Source organism: Streptomyces colonosanans (assembly GCF_001866645.1).
Classification (GTDB): domain Bacteria; phylum Actinomycetota; class Actinomycetes; order Streptomycetales; family Streptomycetaceae; genus Streptomyces; species Streptomyces colonosanans.
Genome location: NZ_MLYP01000067.1, coordinates 28841 through 45769 on the forward strand (window position 1 = coordinate 28841; position 16929 = coordinate 45769).

A 16929-nucleotide genomic window follows, 5' to 3' on the forward strand; every position below is an offset into this window, starting at 1 on the left:
ACTGAAGGGGTGGGTACTGTCAAAGCGGTGGCCGCAGCCGTCACCGCAGCCATCGCCGTCGGCGCGGCCGGTGTCGTCGCGGGCCGCTACGCCAGCGACGCCGCGCTCAAGACGCCACCGGGCCGCCCGCTGCCCAGCGAACCCCGCCTCACCGTGCACTCGCTGGCCGCCGGCCAGGTCACGCTCACCCGCGATCTGGCCTCCCTGCGCCCCGGGACCTACGGCCTGTCCGGCGACGGCTCCCACGCGGTCGTCGGCCCGGTGCTGAGCACCGCACCCCACTCCGCAGACACCGTCGTACGCCGCCTGGAACGCGTCACCCACGGCACCCTCGAACCCGGCGACAAGGCCTGGCTCACCCCCAACCTGTACGTCGGTGATCCGGGCACCGCTCTCGGCCTCGACCACTCCGACATCGAGGTGCCCGGCGAACTCGGTTCCCTGCCCGCCTGGCTCGTGCCCGGCGCCCGCGAGACCTGGGTGATCACCGTGCACGGGCTCGGCACCACCCGGGAACATCCCATGAACGTCATGGAGTTCCTCAGCCGCTACCACTTCCCGGTCCTCGACCTCGCCTACCGCGGCGACCTGGGCGCGCCCCGTCCCCCGGACGGCCTGAACCGCCTCGGCGAGACCGAGTGGCGTGATGTGGACGCCGCCGTCCGCCACGCCGTGCGCCAGGGCGCCGAGCGCGTCGTCCTGCACGGCTGGTCCACCGGCGCCACCATGGCGCTGCACACCGCCGCGCACTCCGCGCTGCGCGAGCAGATCGCCGGGCTCATCCTGGACTCGCCCGTGCTCAGCTGGGAGGCCACGCTGCGCGCCCTCGCCTCGGCCCGGCACACCCCCGGCGCGCTGCTGCCGCTGGCGGTCCGCGCCGCCCAGGGCCGCACAGGTCTGTACCGCGACCGCATCCAGACGGTCGCGGACCCGGACCGCCTCCAGATACCGGTCCTGATCTTCCACGGGCCCGACGACACCATCGCCCCCTGGGGTCCCTCGCGTCGCCTCGCGCAGCGCCGCGCCGACCTGGTCACCCTGAACACGGTGCCGAACGCTCCGCACGGCGCCATGTGGAACCCGGACCCCGAGGCCTACGAAGAGGCCATGCGCCGCTTCCTGACCCCGCTGATGTGACCGCCGCCTTTGGCGGAGGGCCCGGATGAGCTCAGGGGCTGTCCCAACCGTCCCACGCTCCCGGAAACCCGGCCGAGTGCCCCAGCGCGCCCTCTTCCGCTTAGCCCCTTTCCCGCGTCGCACCCCTCTCCGGCGCCGTGCGTTGGCCGCCTCCTTCGCCCGACGTGACCTTCCGTTTGGGTTTTCGGACCGTCAACCGGAAGACTGCACCCGTGACGTCCCGTACCCCGCGCGACTCCAGGCTCCGACTCGTCAGCCCGCGGCCCCTGGCCGCCGCCCCCCGAGCGGTGACCGAACGCCGCTCACGCCGCCCTGCCCCCCGGCCGCCCGAGGGCACTCCCGCTCGCGCGGAACTCGCCAGGATGGCCCGGGTCCGCCTGGCCGACGCGGCCCGTGTCGCCTACTGGGCCGATGCCGCGCTCCGTCCGGGGCGCGAGGGCGCCGCTCCGGACGGCAAGGGCACCCTCTCCGACACCACCGCTGAACGGGCCGCCGCCGACCTCGGCCTGAGCGTCGCCCAGGTCCGCGCCGACTGGGACACCGCGCGCCTGGCCGGCCTCGTCGAGGTGCACGGCGACAGCGCCCGCCCCGGCTGGCGGCTGCGCGCCTGGAACCGCGACGACTCCGCCGTGCTGCGCGGCTGGGTCGCTCTCTTCGACGCCTGGTCGCTCGCCTACCCCGAGCCCGAGGCGTGCGAGCACTCCGCCGTCGCCGATGTCATCTCGGCCATGCCCCAGGTGCTCTCCTTCCTGCAACTGTCCGCGGGGCCCGTCCCCGTCGAGCAGCTTCTCGACCTCCTCGAACAGCGGGTGACCGAACTGCGCACCGAGCGGTGCGAGATCCCCTACGTCCCCCGCGTCGCCCACCACCCCGAGGAAGACGAGGCGCCTCGCGTCGAATCCGTCGACGCCTCGGACCAGGGGCGCGCCAAGGACATCCGGCCGACCCCCCTCCTCGACTGGGCCCTGGACGCGCTCGCCTACGTCGGCGCCCTCACCTGTGCCGACAGGCAGGCCACCCTCACCCCGCTCGGCAGCTGGGCGGTCTGGGTCAAGCTGGAGCAGATCTGCGTCGCCGCGCAGAGCCCCGCGGGGAACATCGAGCAGAACGCCGAGGCCATGCTGCGCGGCTGCGCTCAGCTCCGTCCGAACGCGGCCCGTGCGGAGTACCGCGCCTGGCTCGCCGCGCGGCCCGTCGGCAGTGCCGTCACCGAACTTCTGGAGGCCGCCCGCGGTGAGGACGCCCTCCTGCGCGGCCTGGCCTTCGAGGCGCTCCGCGTGGTCGGCGCCCCCGCCGAGCCCGATGTGCGCGCCGTCGCCGACGAGACGCCGCTGCGCCCCTACGCCCTGCTCTGGCTCGCCGAGCACGACGGCACCGACCCGGAGGACGCCCACGAGGTGCTCACCCGGCAGGAGGTCACCTGGCTGTGGGTCGACACCGCCGCGGCCGTCGCCGACCACGGTGAGGCCCCGCTCCTCGTGCGGCACCTGGAGTCCGCGGTGCAGCCCACCGTGCCCGCCCTCCTCGACGAGGTGCGCGCGGTCGGGCATCCGCGCACCGTGCAGGTGCTGGTCGCGCTCGCGGCCGCCCACCCGGATCCGGCGCTGGCCAAGGCCGTGCGCCGCGCCGCGTTCCAGGTCCACACCGGAGAAGGCTGAGGCATCGTCAGAGAGTCGGCGTCTCTGGGGAGTAGGTGCCGAAACTCCAGATGTTGCCCTCTACGTCCCGGGCCATGTAGTCCCGAGATCCGTACTCCTGGTCCGTCGGCGGCATCAGGATCTCCGCGCCGTGCTCCACGGCCCGCCGGTGGTGTGCGTCGGCGTCGTCCACGACGACGTACACCCCGCACGGGCCCGCATTCCTCATCGCCTCGTCGAAGGGGCCGCCCCGGCCCTTCGAGCCGAGCATCACCGCTCCGCTGCCCTGCGCCAGCTCGGCGTGGAGCACCGAGCCGTCCTCGTCCTCGTACACCGACAGCTCCGTGAAGCCGAAGGCCTCCGTGAGCTGCTTGATCGCCGCGCTCGCGTCGGAATACAGCAGCGTCGGGTAGATGCTCGGACGCCTGCTGCCCATGCCCGCCATGCCGATCAGTCCCTCCGGTGTCCAGCCCGGTAGTACGGCCTGCGGCTCAGTCTCGCACCGGGCACCGACAACGGGCGGTCCCGCGATCGCCCCCGCCATGGACGGCGGGGCGAGCATCACAGCGCCGGACGCCCGCACGGAGGAAATGCGCTTGCACGGCCCCGTTAGACTGGCCCCATGGCCATTCTCCTCGCGCATTAGACGGCGGGAACGTCCTCAGCCGCCCATCCCGCCACCTTCCCCCAGGCTCGCGATGCCGCTCGAGCAGGGGGCCCAGTCCCTGGAGTCTGTCCGTGATCTCCGCCTCCGGTATCGAGCTGCGCGCCGGTGCCCGCATCCTCATCGAGAACGCCACCTTCCGCATCGCCAAGGGCGACCGCATCGGCCTGGTCGGCCGTAACGGCGCGGGCAAGACCACGCTCACCAAGGTCCTCGCCGGCGAGGGCATCCCCGCCGCGGGTACCGTCGCCCGCTCCGGCGAGGTCGGCTACCTCCCGCAGGACCCGCGCACCGGCGACCTGGACGTGCTCGCCCGCGACCGCGTCCTCTCCGCGCGCGGCCTCGACGTCCTGATCCGCAGGATGCGCGAGAACGAACAGCGCATCGCCACCGGCAAGGGCACCACCCGCGAGAAGGCCCTCAAGCAGTACGAGCGCCAGGAGACCGAGTTCCTCACCAAGGGCGGGTACGCGGCCGAGGCCGAGGCCGCCACCATCGCCGCCGCCCTCAACCTGCCCGACCGTGTGCTCGGCCAGCCGCTCCACACGCTCTCCGGCGGTCAGCGCCGGCGTATCGAGCTGGCCCGGATCCTGTTCTCCGACGCGGACACCCTGCTGCTCGACGAGCCGACCAACCACCTCGACGCCGACTCGATCATCTGGCTGCGCGACTACCTGAAGACCTACCGCGGCGGCTTCATCGTCATCTCGCACGATGTCGACCTGGTCGAGACGGTCGTCAACAAGGTGTTCTACCTGGACGCCAACCGGTCCATGATCGACGTCTACAACATGGGCTGGAAGCTCTACCAGCAGCAGCGCGAGGCCGACGAGAAGCGGCGCAAGCGTGAGCGCGCCAACGCCGAGAAGAAGGCCGCCGCGCTCAACGCCCAGGCCGACAAGATGCGCGCCAAGGCCACCAAGACGGTCGCCGCGCAGAACATGGCCCGCCGCGCCGAGAAGCTGCTCTCCGGCCTGGAGGCGGTCCGTCAGTCGGACAAGGTCGCAAAGCTCCGCTTCCCCGAGCCCGCACCCTGCGGCAGGACCCCGCTGATGGCCGAGGGCCTGTCGAAGTCGTACGGCTCCCTGGAGATCTTCACCGATGTCGACCTGGCCATCGACAAGGGGTCCAGGGTCGTCATCCTCGGCCTCAACGGTGCCGGAAAGACCACCCTGCTGCGGCTGCTCGGGGGCGTCGAGCAGCCGGACACGGGCGCAGTCGTCCCGGGCCACGGCCTGAAGCTCGGCTACTACGCGCAGGAGCACGAAACCCTCGACCCGGACCGCACGGTCCTGGAGAACATGCGCTCCGCCGCCCCGGACATGGACCTGGTCGAGGTCCGCAAGGTGCTCGGCTCGTTCCTGTTCTCCGGCGACGACGTCGACAAGCCGGCCGGTGTGCTCTCCGGCGGCGAGAAGACCCGCCTCGCCCTCGCCACCCTCGTGGTCTCGTCCGCGAACGTGCTGCTCCTGGACGAGCCGACCAACAACCTCGACCCGGCCAGCCGTGAGGAGATCCTCGGCGCGCTGCGCACCTACAAGGGCGCGGTCGTCCTCGTCACGCACGACGAGGGCGCGGTGGAGGCGCTCCAGCCGGAGCGGATCATCCTGCTGCCCGACGGCGTCGAGGACCTGTGGGGCGCCGACTACGCGGACCTGGTGGCCCTCGCCTGAGCCCCCGGACCGGGTCGGTCGGTGCGACTCGACCGCATGATTGATCCACTGCGCATGGATCATTCGGCCGATCCGTGATCCGTCATATGTGTGAGATCTCCTCGTACCGGGTGTGTCGTACACGGAAACACCGGCCGATGCCCTCCGTTCCGAGGCTCGGCCGGTGCGCGCCGCTGACCTGGTCCTTCCCGGATAAACCCGTTCGGGTGTACGGATGACATCGGGTGGAATCCCAGATTCCATTCGTGGGGACGCGCTCCTGTCGTCACATCCGTGTCGCACGGACCTTGCCGAATGGGTGGCCATCAGGCCCCCGAGGGGTGATCATGAGGGGACCAAAGCGCACTTCCCATGAGGAGGCACGGGTGGCCGAGACTCTGAAGAAGGGCAGCCGGGTGACCGGCGCCGCGCGCGACAAGCTCGCGGCAGACCTGAAGAAGAAGTACGACTCCGGTGCGAGCATCCGGGCGCTGGCCGAAGAGACCGGCCGCTCGTATGGCTTCGTCCACCGGATGCTCAGCGAGTCGGGTGTCACGCTCCGAGGGCGTGGCGGGGCGACGCGGGGCAAGAAGGCCACGCAGGCCTGACGCCGGGCGGGCCATCGGCTTCGGTGGTGGCCACCCGGTCGGTCGGGTGACCGGCTGGGTGGTTACTGTGCAGTCACTTGTGGATGTCGTCGTCCGGCATCCTCTCCTGACCGCACCCATCGGAGGCGCCATGGCTTCGCTCGACCCGGTACTCGACAAGGACGGCGTACGGCTCACCGTCGACGAGGCGATCGCCACGGTGACGCTGACCAATCCGGCCAAGCGCAACATCCAGAGCCCGGCTCTCTGGCGGGCGCTGGCTCAGGCCGGGGGTGCGCTGCCCGGCTCCGTGCGTGTGGTCGTGATGCGCGCCGAGGGCAAGTCCTTCTCGGCCGGACTCGACCGGCAGATGTTCACGCCGGACGGCATCGAAGGCGAACCGACCTTCATCGATATCGCACGCAGCAGCGACGCCGAACTGGACGCGACCATCGCCGAGTACCAGGAGGCGTTCACCTGGTGGCGGCGCAATGACATCGTGTCCATTGCCGCCGTGCAGGGGCATGCGATCGGTGCGGGGTTCCAGCTCGCCCTCGCCTGTGATCTGCGCGTCGTCGCAGACGATGTGCAGTTCGCCATGCGCGAGACCAGCCTCGGTCTCGTACCGGACCTCACCGGCACGCATCCGCTGGTGAGCCTCGTCGGATACGCCCGCGCGCTGGAGATCTGCGCGACGGGCCGTTCCGTCCTGTCCGAGGAGGCCGTGAGCACGGGGCTCGCGAACATCGCCGTACCGCGCGAGCAGCTCGACGACACCGTGCGGGACTTGGCGGCCGCACTGCTCACGGCGCCCCGGGACGCCGTGATCGAGACCAAGGCCCTGCTGCGCGGAGCACAGGAGCGGTCGTACGAGGAACAGCGCGCCGCGGAGCGGGCCGCGCAGGCCCGTCGGCTGCGGGACCTGGCCGGGGTCGGCGACTGAGACACCGGCGGCGGTCACTGGGCCCCGGCAGGCTGCCTGCCGGGGGCACTAGTACCGGACGTCGCTCCTTGACTAGAAGCCGTGCCGGGCGCCGCCGTCCACCGGCAGCATGATGCCCGTCAGATACGACGCCGCGGGCGAGAGCAGGAACGCGGCGGTGCGGCCGAACTCCTCCGGGGCGCCGTAGCGGCGCAGCGGGACGGCGGCCTCGAAGGCCGCGCGCCTCGCCTCGGGGTCGGGGGAGCCCCCGTCCAGCTCGCGCACCCGGTCCGTGTCGATGCGGCCCGGGAGCAGACCCACCACGCGGATGCCGCGCGGGCCCAGCTCGTCCGCGATGGACTTGGCGAAGCCCGCGAGTCCGGGGCGCAGACCGTTGGAGATGGTCAGGCCCGGGATCGGCTCATACACCGAGCTGGACAGGACGAAGCCGATGACGCCGCCCTCGGTCAACTCCTCGGCGGCCGCGCGGGCCAGTCGGACCGCGCCCAGGAACACCGACTCGAACGCGGTCGTCCACTGCTCGTCCGTGTTGTCGGCGACCTGGCCGGCCGGCGGACCACCGACGCTGATCAGAATGCCGTCGAAGCCGCCGAAGCTCTCGCGGGCGGCGGCGATCAGCCGGGCGGGCGCCCCGGGATCGGCGTTGTCGACCGCCACGCCCACCGCGTTCGTGCCCAGCCCGGCCGCCGCCTCCGCGGCCCGCTTCTCGTCGCGGCCGGTGACGACCACCTTCGCCCCGTCGGCCACGAGTTCTCGCGCGGCGGCGTTGCCCAGCCCGCGAGTGGCGCCGGTGACGACGTAGACACGGTCCTTCAGCCCAAGATCCATGGCCCCTATCCTGCCCCCTCGCCTCCGAACAGGGCGAGGGCGGTCCCCACCAGGCCGAGATGGCTGAAGGCCTGCGGGAAGTTGCCGAGCAGACGGCCGGTGGCCGGGTCGTACTCCTCGGCGAGCAGACCGACGTCGTTGCAGATCCCCACCAGGCGTTCGAACAGCTCGCGGGCCTCGTTGCTGCGGCCGATGAAGTGCAGGGCGTCCGCGAGCCAGAACGAGCAGACCACGAAGGTGCCCTCCCGCCCGGGCAGCGGATCCACGTTGGTGTTCTCCGTGCTGTAGCGGCGCATGAAACCGTCAGGGGCGAGCTCCGCGCGCACCGCTTCGACGGTACCGATGACGCGCGGATCGTCCGGCGGCAGGAAGCCGACGCGGGGGATCAGCAGCAGCGAGGCGTCGAGCGCGCGCGAGCCGTAGTACTGCGTGAACGTGTTCCGCTCGGGGTCGTAGCCGCGCTCGCACACCTCCCGGTGCACCTCGTCGCGCATCACCCGCCAGCCCTCGAGATCGCCTTCGAGTCCGGGGTAGCCCTCCAGGGCGCGGGCGGCGCGGTCGGCGGCCACCCAAGCCATCACCTTCGAGTACACGAAGTGGCGCCGCCCGCCGCGCACCTCCCACATTCCCTCGTCCGGCTGCTTCCAGACCGACCGCAGGAACTCCATCAGCGCGACCTGGACCCGCCACATGTGCGGTCTGATCGGCATGCCCGCACTCCGCGCCAGCGTCAGCGAGTCGATGACCTCGCCGTACACGTCCAGCTGCAGCTGGTTCACCGCCGCGTTGCCGATCCGGACCGGTGCCGAGCCCTGGAAGCCGGGCAGCCAGGGCAGTTCGTACTCGGGCAGCCGCCGTTCGCCCGACAGGCCGTACATGATCTGCAGGTCCGCCGGATCACCCGCGACCGCGCGCAGCAGCCAGTCGCGCCATGCCTCGGCCTCCTCGTGGTAGCCGACGGACAGCAGTGCCTGCAGGGTGAGGGTGGAGTCGCGCAGCCAGCTGTAGCGGTAGTCCCAGTTGCGGACCCCGCCCGGCGTCTCCGGCAGCGAGGTCGTGGGGGCGGCGACGATGCCGCCGGTCGGTGCGTAGGTGAGGGCCTTGAGGGTGATCAGGGAGCGGACCACCGCTTCCCGGTGCGGCCCGTGGTAACGGCACTGCGCCGCCCAGGCACGCCAGTCCGCGACGCTGGACTCCAGTGCGTCGAAAGGGTCGATGAGGCGAGGACGCGGCTTGTGCGAGGGGTGCCAGGTGAGGACGAGGGCGACCTTCTCCCCTGCCTCGACCGTGAACTCGGAGTAGGTGGCGAAGTCCTTGCCCCAGGTGTGCACCGGGGGCTGGCTGCGCAGCCACACCGAGTCCGGGCCCGCGATGGCCACGCGATGGCCGTTGGTCCGGCGCATCCACGGCACGATCGAGCCGTAGTCGAAGCGCAACCGGAGTGTGCTGCGCATGGTGACCTTGCCGTCCAGGCCTTCGATGATGCGTACGACGTCGGGCGCGCGGTCGCGCTGGGGCATGAAGTCGGTCAGGCGGACCGAGCCGCCCGGGGTGTCCCACTCGGAGTCGAGGACGAGGGTGTCGGGGCGGTAGGCGCGGCGGGTGCAGGTGCCGCCGTGCCGGGGGGCGACGTGCCAGTGGCCGTGGTTCTCGTCGCCGAGCAGGGCGGCGAAGCAGGCCGCGGAGTCGAAGCGGGGGAGGCAGAGCCAGTCGACCGAGCCGGTTCGGCTGACCAGGGCGGCGGTCTGCTGGTCGCCGATGAGGGCGTAGTCCTCGATGGTCCGGGTGGAACGCTGCACGGTTTCCGGGTTCCCGGCGGGGCGAGGGGGCAATCTGGAGTGGGGCCGGGCGGGTGACGTGTGTCCGGTGGGCGGGTTCGCGCAGCTACGCCGGCGCCGGTTCCGTCTCCGGGGCGTTCTCCCGGGCCGCGGCCAGCGCGCGGTCCCGTGCCTCGCGGCGGGCCAGGATGAACCAGCCGACCGGGACGGCGGCGGAGAACAGCCACCACTGGATCGCGTACGCCATGTGGGGGCCGATGTCATTGTGCTCCGGGGCAGCGATCAGCTCCGGGGAGTCACCCTTGGGGGCGGGGGAGACGAGTTCGATATAGCCGGCGAGGACCTGCTTGCCCAGACCCTTGGCCTGCTGTCCGCTGCTGATCAGCATGATCTGGCGGTCCGGCAGCCCCTGGACGTCCTTGATGCCGCTCTCGGCGGTCGTCTCGTCGGGCATGAGCCGCCCGGTGACCGTGATCTCACCGCTCTCGGGCGCCGGGACCTTCGGGTACACGGTCTGCGCGAGGTCCGCCGGGATCCAGCCCCGGTTGACCAGGAGCACCTTGCCGTCGTCGAGCACGAACGGGGTCAGGACGTGGTAGCCGATGTCGCCATTGGTGTTCGTACGGCGGCGCACCACGACCTCGTGAGCCGTGTCGAAGTGGCCCTTCGCGGTCACCCGCCGGTACAGGTCGACATGCCTGACGGTGGCACCGGGTGAGGTGAGCGTCTCGGCGGGCACCGGCTTCGCGGCCAGTGAGTCGCCGATCACCTTGTTGAGCGCGACCTTGTGCTCGTGACGGTGCAGCTGCCAGAAACCCAGCTCGATCATCGTCGGGATGAGCGCCAGCATCACGAGGGTGAGGATCACCCACTGCCGGGACAACAGGAAGCGGTACACCCACTGACCGTACCTCGCATGCGTCAGCCCTCTGCGGGAGGGGCCCCGTAGAGGGCTGACGACCGGCCGAGGCGGGGTTCACCGCTGGTCGCGCCCCCAGACGGCATGCGCCGCCGCGGCCCGGGACACGACGACGACCCGGTCACGGGCCATCGGCTCACACCTTGTCGACGATCCCCGCCTTCCCCTCGGCGCGCGCACAGTGGGCGCCGCAGTACCAGTGGCCCTCCACCTCGACGCCCTGGCCGATGATCTGGACGCGACAGTGCTCGCAGATGGGTGCCATCCGGTGGATCGCGCAGGAGAAGCAGTCGAAGACATGCACCGCGCCCTGCGCGTGCACCTCGAACGTCATGCCGTAGTCGTTTCCGCAGACCTCGCAACGTGCCATGCGCCACAGGGTGAGCCGTCGCCGCGATGCGGGCGAGCGGGCGCCGGGCGAGTCGTGCGCAATCACCCGTCCGCGGGGTCACTCTCCCGAGGCCGGCTCCACGTCCCTGAGCAACTGCCCGAACGCCGCCTCGTCGATCACCGGTGTGCCGTACTGCCGTGCCTTGACCGTCTTCGACGTGCCCGAGCCGGGGTCGTTGGTGACGAGCAGGCTGGTGAGCCGGGACAGGCTCGTCGCGATGTGCAGCCCCGCCTCGACGGCGCGGTCCTCCAGCAGTTCGCGTTCGATCGAGGTGTCCCCGGAGAACGCCACCCTCATGCCCTGTTTGAGGCGTTTGCCCTCTTCGTACCGTCCAGGGTTGGGGTAGGGGCAGGCGGGACGCTTGCGGGAGGGGCGCCAACTGGTCGGACGGTAGCCACCGGGGGACTGCTGTCCGATCGTCGGGGAGGCGGACCACTCGGTCAGCGGGCGGCACTCCAGCAGGGGCAGCCGCACACCGTCCCGGGCGGCGGCATGCAGACTCGGCTGGAACGCCTCGGCCAGCACGCGCGCGTCGTCCAGCGCGTGGTGCGCCCGCTGCTGGACCACGCCGAAGTGCGCGGCCAGCGTCTCCAGCTTGTGATTGGCCAGCGGCAGGCCCAACTCCTTGGAGAGCGCGATGGTGCACAACCGCTGACGGACCGGCGCCACGCACTGCGCGCGCGCGTACTCCCGGGCGATCATCGACCAGTCGAAGACCGCGTTGTGCGCGACGAGCACCCGGCCGTCGAGCCGGGCGGCGAACTCCTCGGCGACGTCCCGGAAGAGCGGCGCGTCCTGGAGCATCGTGCTCGTCAGGCCGTGGATCCATACCGGGCCCGGGTCGCGCTGCGGGTTGACCAGCGTGTACCAGTGGTCCTCGACCTCGCCGCGTGCGTCCAGCCGGTAGACGGCGGCCGAAATGATCCGGTCGTCCCGCGCCAGGCCGGTGGTCTCCACGTCGACGACCGCGTACCCCTCGGGATACGCGGTCGGCCAGGCGGCCGGGGACGCTGCGGTCGTACGGTCTTCGAGCATGGTCACTGAGGATACGGGCCGCCACCGACAGCGCCGTCCGCGGTGTGCGTTCAGGGCCCGAGGTGACGACCAGTCGGGACGGCCCCTCGACGTGCCGGTGCCGCCCGATGCGACCGGCCGGTGAGGGCCGGCGGGCCGAGTCGGTGCGGCGGCGGGAGTTCCCGGGGTGTCATCCTCCCTGTGTGACGCAACGCATGCACGACGAAGCGCACGGCGGTGCGCTCGGCTCGCGGCTGAACTGGCTGCGGGCGGCGGTCCTCGGCGCGAACGACGGCATCGTCTCCACCGCGGGCCTCGTGGTCGGTGTTGCGGGCGCGACGAGTGACCGCACGGCGCTGCTGACGGCCGGTCTGGCCGGGCTGCTGGCCGGGTCCATGTCGATGGCGGTGGGCGAATACGTGTCGGTGTCGACCCAGCGGGACTCGGAGAGGGCGGCGCTGGCCCTGGAGAAGCGGGAACTGAGGGAACAGCCGCAGGAGGAACTGGAGGAGCTGACGGCACTGCTGGAGAGGCGGGGCCTGTCACAGGAGGTGGCCCGGGAGGCGGCGCTGCAGTTGACGGAACGGGACGCGCTGCGCGCTCACGCCAGCGTGGAACTCGGCATCAACCCCGACGAGTTGGCGAACCCGTGGCACGCGGCCTGGGCGAGCTTCCTGGCGTTCACGGTGGGAGCACTGCTGCCGCTGCTGGCGATCGTGCTGCCACCCGAGGGCGCGCGGCTTCCTGTGACGGTCGGATCCGTCCTGGCCGCGCTCGTCGTCACCGGATGGGCCAGCGCGCGACTGGGCGCGGCCAGGCCGGGACGGGCCCTGGTGCGGAACGTGGTGGGCGGGGCGCTGGCCATGGGCATCACCTATGCGGCCGGGTCGCTGCTGGGCGCGGTCGGGGCCTGAGGCCGCGGCGCGGCGGAGCTGTCCTTCGGCCGGCCCGCCGTTTGGAGGAGATCACCAATAAACAAGCGCATACCGCCGGTAATACTTGTGAGTAACAGCCTCTGGCCCCGGCCGCCCGGTCGCTCTACGGTTCCCCCATGCCGAACCTTCCCGACGTCGTGGTCTGGTCGATACCAGCCTTCTTGTTGCTCACGGTCCTCGAGATCGTCAGCGTCCGGCTCCATCCGGACGAGGACGACGCCGGGTACGAGGCGAAGGACGCGGCGACGAGCGTCGGCATGGGGCTGGGCAGCCTCTTCTTCGACTTCCTGTGGAAGTTCCCGATCGTCGCGATCTACACAGCCGTCTACGAGCTCACGCCGCTGCGCGTGCCTGTGCTGTGGTGGACCGTCCTGCTCATGCTGCTCGCGCAGGACTTCTTCTACTACTGGTCCCACCGCGGTCACCACGTCATCCGGATCCTGTGGGCCTGCCACGTCGTGCACCACTCCAGCCGGAAGTTCAACCTCACCACCGCGCTGCGCCAGCCCTGGACGTCGCTCACCGTCTGGCCCTTCTACCTCCCCCTGGTCGCCGTCGGCGTGCACCCGGCCGCGCTGGCGTTCTGCTCCTCGGTGAACCTCGTCTACCAGTTCTGGATCCACACCGAGCGCATCGACCGGATGCCCCGGTGGTTCGAGTTCGTCTTCAACACCCCGTCGCACCACCGGGTGCACCATGCGTCCCAGGGCGGCTACCTGGACCGCAACTTCGGCGGGATCCTCATCGTCTGGGACCGGCTGTTCGGGTCCTTCGTCCCCGAGACCGACCGGCCCGTGTACGGGCTGACCAAGAACATCGACACACACAACCCGCTGAAGGTCGCCACGCACGAGTACGTCGCCATCGCCCGGGACGTGAAGGCGGCGGCCGGCTGGAGCGAGCGCGCCGGACGTGTCTTCCGCGGCCCCGGCTGGCACCCCGCGGACCGGGCCGTGTCCCCGGCCGCCGCCGTCGACGGGCCCGTCGCATGAGGCTCCGCGGAGAGCGGCCCGCGGAAGGGCATGAGCTGCCGCGGGCCGAACGCCTCGCCCGCATGCTCCTCTCTCTGTTCTGGTTCGCCGTCGCCGTCGACCTCTCCTGCCTCGCCGCCGGATACGCCCTCGGCCACATCGTCGCCAAGCCCCTTCTGATACCGCTGCTCGCGCTCTACGCGTGCGTGCGCGGCGGGCCGCGCCTCCTGGTCGCGGCACTGCTCCTCGGGTGGGGCGGCGACGTCCTGCTGCTGTTCCACGCCGACGCCGCCTTCCTCGCCGGGATGGGCTCCTTCGCGGCGGGGCACGTCTGCTATCTCGTCTACTTCGCGCGGTACGGCACTGCACACGCGCGTGGAGCATGGGTCGCCGGCGTCTACGGCGCCGCCCTCGTCGTCCTCGTCGCCTTGCTGTGGCCCGGCCTCCCGGCCGACCTGCGCATCCCCGTCACGGGCTACAGCCTGCTGCTCACCGCGATGGCGTGCGGCTCCACCCGGCTCGGGCCCGTCGTGGGCGTCGGTGGCGCGCTGTTCCTGCTCTCCGACACGCTCATCGCGACCGGCATCGCCGAGTGGCCGCAGCTTCCGCGGCCCGACCTGTGGGTCATGCTCACCTACGCCGTCGCGCAGGCCCTGCTGGCCCGGGGCGCCCTCGACGCACGACGGGAGCCGGCGCCGGCGTACCGTGAAGCGCCCTCGGTCACTGCCTGAGCGCCGGCCCGGCGCCAGGGTCGCACGAACTCACCGGCGGCCAGGGAGCGCACGCGATGACCGAAGCGGTCCGCACCGAGCAGTGGGTGCGGACCGCCCGCCCCGCGCGGATGCTCCTCACCGGCGGCTGATCAAGACCAGCGGATCGGCAGCGGCAGCGCCGTCAGCAGCCCCGACACCGCGACGACCAGGCCCAGCGCCACCACCTCCGCACGCGCGGGAGTACAGGCGCCGAGCGGGTCCGCGGCGCGCCGCAGACGCAGGCGCGCGACCAGGGCCAGCACGGCGACGACGGCCACGAGCAGTAGTTTGGCGAGCAGGGTGCGGCCGTACGCGGTCTGCGTCAGCTGGTCGAGGATCGTCTCGCGCGGCATACGGCGCAGCGAACTCCAGGTGCCTGTCGCGGTGAGCGCGGCGAGCAGAACGGCCGCCACGCGCGCGTAGAGGCCCAGCAACGCGGCGCCCGCCCGGGGGGCGGTACGCCAGTGCCGCAGTGTGCGCAGGACGTACAGCAGCCCGCCCAGCCACAGCGTTCCGCAGATGAGGTGAACGAGCGTCAGGCCGGAGCCCACCAGAGGGCTGTGCTCCGTCGTGGGGTGGGCCCGCAGCGCCTCGGCGACGATCACCGCTGCCGGCGGCCACACCTGGAGGGACGCCCGGCGCGACAGGGCGCACAGCCCGGCCACGAGGAAGGCGTTGACCTCCAGGAGCGCCAGCGCGCCGTCCCGCGTCCGGTACAGCCCGCCGACATCGATCTGGCCGAGAGAGTGCGGAACCAGATTGCCGGTGGCCACGACCGACGCGAGCCCCAGCGCGGCGACGAAACCCGCACAGGCCGCGTAGGGCGCCCAACTTCGCGGCACGGCCGCCGGGGGCGCGCCCGGCACCCGAGAGGCCAGCCGGGCGACGAGGAGTTCGCCCGCGGGGATGCACAACGACACGAGCAGCACGGTGCGCAGCAGACCTATGCCGCCGACTCCGGGCGCTGCCGCCTCACCCGTGCCGTGCAGCGTGGCCGAGGGGCCGACAAGCGGTATCAGGGTGGCGGTCGTGACGAAAGCGAGCACCAGAACGGCTCGACGTGCGGAGGGCCGGGGCGCGGGGCCCGCGACGGACCCGGAAGACGCTTGCGCGTCACGGTCGTTGGAATCCGCTGTCGATCGTATGGGACTCATCTCTGGATACTCGCGAGTCGCCACGGAAGCGGGCAACCTCAGTAAATCAACCAGGAGAGCGGCGTTCCGGCTCTCCGTATGCTTCCGGCCGAATACCGTCCGGATCCCGACGCCGGCTGTCCGTGCTCACTCCCAGCGCGCCCGATCCGCGCCCCATGCTCCCGGCGGTCGTGCCCAGTCGGTCGGGCCGCCGGCGAAGCGGACCGGCGGCAGGGCGTACCTGAGCCGTCCCAGCACGCTGTCGGTCTCGGCCAGCCAGGGGTCCGGGCCGCGGTACACCGCCCGCGCCTGTCCGGCAGCCCGGGCGGCCCCGTTCGTCAGCCAGGCTGCTGTCCGCGCCAGCGCCAGGCGTACGACCCGGCTTCCGCCCTCCTCGGTCTGTTCGGTGAGGGACCGCAGGACCGCGGCGGCCAGCAGATACCCCGTACCGTGGTCGAGGGCCTGCGCGGGCAGTGCGCCCGGCCGCTCTGCCGACCCCTCGGTCACGGCTATGCCGGTGGCGACCTGCACCAGGCTGTCGAAGCCGCGCCGCTCGCCCCAGGGCCCGTACCCGCCCCACGCCGACAACTGCGCCACCACCAGCCCGGGCCGCCGCTCCGCCAGCTGCTCGGGGGTGAGCCCGAACCGGTCGAGCGCGGCGGGCCGGTAGCCGGTGACGACCACGTCGGCCTCCGCCAGCAGCTCCTCGAAGGTGCGGCGGTCTGCGGGCGCCGCCAGAGCGAGGACGGTGGACCGCTTACCGGTGTCCATGTCGGCGTGCTGGTCGGGGAGTTCGGGAAGGTGAGGGCTGTCGACGCGCAGGACGTCCGCACCGAGCAGGGCCAGCGTGCGGGTGGCCACGGGGCCCGCGATGACCCGGGTGAGGTCCAGGACGCGCAGGCCCGCCGCGGGCAGCAGCGGCGTTGCGGTCGACGGCCGAAGCGGTCGTTCGGGTGCCGTGTCGAGCCGTTCCCGGCCCACCAGCGGGTGAGCGGCGACGGTGCGTCCCTGCTCGTGCGCCGCCCACTGCTCGGGGGTGCGCAGCGCGACCGCGAGCCCTCCGGCCGCGTACACGCTCTCCTCGGCCTCGACGGCCGGCCGCTCGGCGAGGGCGGCGGCCACGTCCGCCACGGACGCCTGAGCCGGCAGCCCCAGGGCGGCCAGCAGCCGCGTCCGGTGATGCGGATAGTTCGCGTGGGTGCGCACCCAGCCGTCCGCCGTGGGCCAGAAACGGGACAGCGGCGCGAAGTTGACCGGTTCACGGCCGTCGACCAGCAGATGCCGCTCGCTGTGGAAGGCGGTGGCCACGGCCCCGTCGTCGACCAGGACGTGAGGCACGACCGGCAACCCGGCCCGCCGGGCGCCCCATTCGGCGGCGGCCAGCGCACACGTCCCGACACAGGCCCGCGCCATCTCCCGCACGGGCAGACGTGCCGGCAGCGCCCCGTCCCGTATGACGGTCGATATCCGCGACAACAGTGCGGGGTCCCCGCCCAGTGCCGCCCATGCGGTGTTCGTATACCTCATGAGATCACTCTGCCGTGTGTACTGGATCAACATGACGGAAGGGGCCGGGCGACGGCCCGGC

16 protein-coding genes are annotated in these 16929 nt (G+C 71.9%); 8 read left to right on the top strand and 8 right to left on the bottom strand.

Translation table 11 applies throughout. From position 1 onward, the window contains the following. The first annotated feature begins 9 nt into the window (after positions 1-9). Together BIV24_RS25000 and BIV24_RS25005 are read left to right on the top strand one after the other, a co-directional pair. A complete protein-coding gene (locus tag BIV24_RS25000) occupies positions 10-1137 on the top strand; it encodes an alpha/beta hydrolase (protein ID WP_071368688.1) in 1128 nt (375 codons plus the stop codon). Between the two features lie 212 nt (positions 1138-1349). Beyond that, a complete protein-coding gene (locus BIV24_RS25005) occupies positions 1350-2795 on the top strand; it encodes a hypothetical protein (protein WP_177198812.1) in 1446 nt (481 codons plus the stop codon). Positions 2796-2802: 7 nt separating this feature from the next. On the opposite strand, the gene BIV24_RS25010 is transcribed toward BIV24_RS25005, so the two are convergent. Beyond that, positions 2803-3219 (bottom strand): VOC family protein, encoded by a 417-nt coding sequence (locus BIV24_RS25010; RefSeq protein WP_071368690.1) that lies wholly within the window; start codon positions 3217-3219, stop codon positions 2803-2805. Positions 3220-3512: 293 nt separating this feature from the next. Between BIV24_RS25010 and BIV24_RS25015 the strand changes: the two genes are divergently transcribed. The 3 genes from BIV24_RS25015 to BIV24_RS25025 all read left to right on the top strand — a co-directional run bounded on the left by BIV24_RS25015 (position 3513) and on the right by BIV24_RS25025 (position 6620). After that, complete coding sequence (locus BIV24_RS25015) at positions 3513-5111, top strand: ABC-F family ATP-binding cassette domain-containing protein (protein ID WP_071368691.1); 1599 nt, start codon at positions 3513-3515, stop codon at positions 5109-5111. A gap of 365 nt (positions 5112-5476) precedes the next feature. Beyond that, positions 5477-5698, top strand: a complete 222-nt coding sequence (locus tag BIV24_RS25020; protein ID WP_071368692.1) for a helix-turn-helix domain-containing protein — start codon at positions 5477-5479, stop codon at positions 5696-5698. Positions 5699-5828: 130 nt separating this feature from the next. Beyond that, entirely contained in the window at positions 5829-6620 is a 792-nt protein-coding gene (locus tag BIV24_RS25025; RefSeq protein WP_071368716.1) for an enoyl-CoA hydratase/isomerase family protein, read from the top strand. A gap of 72 nt (positions 6621-6692) precedes the next feature. On the opposite strand, the gene BIV24_RS25030 is transcribed toward BIV24_RS25025, so the two are convergent. From BIV24_RS25030 to BIV24_RS25050, 5 genes are all read right to left on the bottom strand, one after another. After that, a complete protein-coding gene (locus BIV24_RS25030) occupies positions 6693-7448 on the bottom strand; it encodes an SDR family oxidoreductase (protein WP_071368693.1) in 756 nt (251 codons plus the stop codon). 5 nt (positions 7449-7453) lie between these two features. Then, positions 7454-9247, bottom strand: a complete 1794-nt coding sequence (locus BIV24_RS25035; protein WP_079168509.1) for a glycoside hydrolase family 15 protein — start codon at positions 9245-9247, stop codon at positions 7454-7456. A gap of 85 nt (positions 9248-9332) precedes the next feature. Further along, the gene (locus BIV24_RS25040; RefSeq protein ID WP_071368694.1) at positions 9333-10124 is read right to left on the bottom strand and encodes an SURF1 family cytochrome oxidase biogenesis protein; all 792 of its coding nucleotides are present in this window, start codon (positions 10122-10124) and stop codon (positions 9333-9335) included. Between the two features lie 157 nt (positions 10125-10281). Then, entirely contained in the window at positions 10282-10515 is a 234-nt protein-coding gene (locus BIV24_RS25045; RefSeq protein WP_079168513.1) for a hypothetical protein, read from the bottom strand. A 78-nt stretch (positions 10516-10593) separates the two neighbouring features. Then, the gene (locus BIV24_RS25050) at positions 10594-11571 is read right to left on the bottom strand and encodes a DEDDh family exonuclease (protein WP_071368718.1); all 978 of its coding nucleotides are present in this window, start codon (positions 11569-11571) and stop codon (positions 10594-10596) included. 194 nt (positions 11572-11765) lie between these two features. Between BIV24_RS25050 and BIV24_RS25055 the strand changes: the two genes are divergently transcribed. From BIV24_RS25055 to BIV24_RS25065, 3 genes are all read left to right on the top strand, one after another. Further along, positions 11766-12464 (top strand): VIT1/CCC1 transporter family protein, encoded by a 699-nt coding sequence (locus BIV24_RS25055; protein WP_425442591.1) that lies wholly within the window; start codon positions 11766-11768, stop codon positions 12462-12464. Between the two features lie 137 nt (positions 12465-12601). Further along, on the top strand, positions 12602-13477 hold the full coding sequence (locus BIV24_RS25060) for a sterol desaturase family protein (RefSeq protein WP_071368696.1): 876 nt from the start codon (positions 12602-12604) through the stop codon (positions 13475-13477). Continuing rightward, on the top strand, positions 13474-14187 hold the full coding sequence (locus tag BIV24_RS25065; RefSeq protein WP_079168510.1) for a lysoplasmalogenase: 714 nt from the start codon (positions 13474-13476) through the stop codon (positions 14185-14187). The genes BIV24_RS25060 and BIV24_RS25065 overlap by 4 nt, the downstream gene beginning before the upstream one ends. 131 nt (positions 14188-14318) lie before the next feature. Here BIV24_RS25065 and BIV24_RS25070 read toward each other — a convergent pair whose 3' ends face one another. Then, positions 14319-15362 (bottom strand): CopD family protein, encoded by a 1044-nt coding sequence (locus BIV24_RS25070; protein WP_071368698.1) that lies wholly within the window; start codon positions 15360-15362, stop codon positions 14319-14321. 126 nt (positions 15363-15488) lie between these two features. Further along, entirely contained in the window at positions 15489-16868 is a 1380-nt protein-coding gene (locus BIV24_RS25075; protein WP_071368719.1) for a CoA transferase, read from the bottom strand. Positions 16869-16929: the final 61 nt, after the last annotated feature.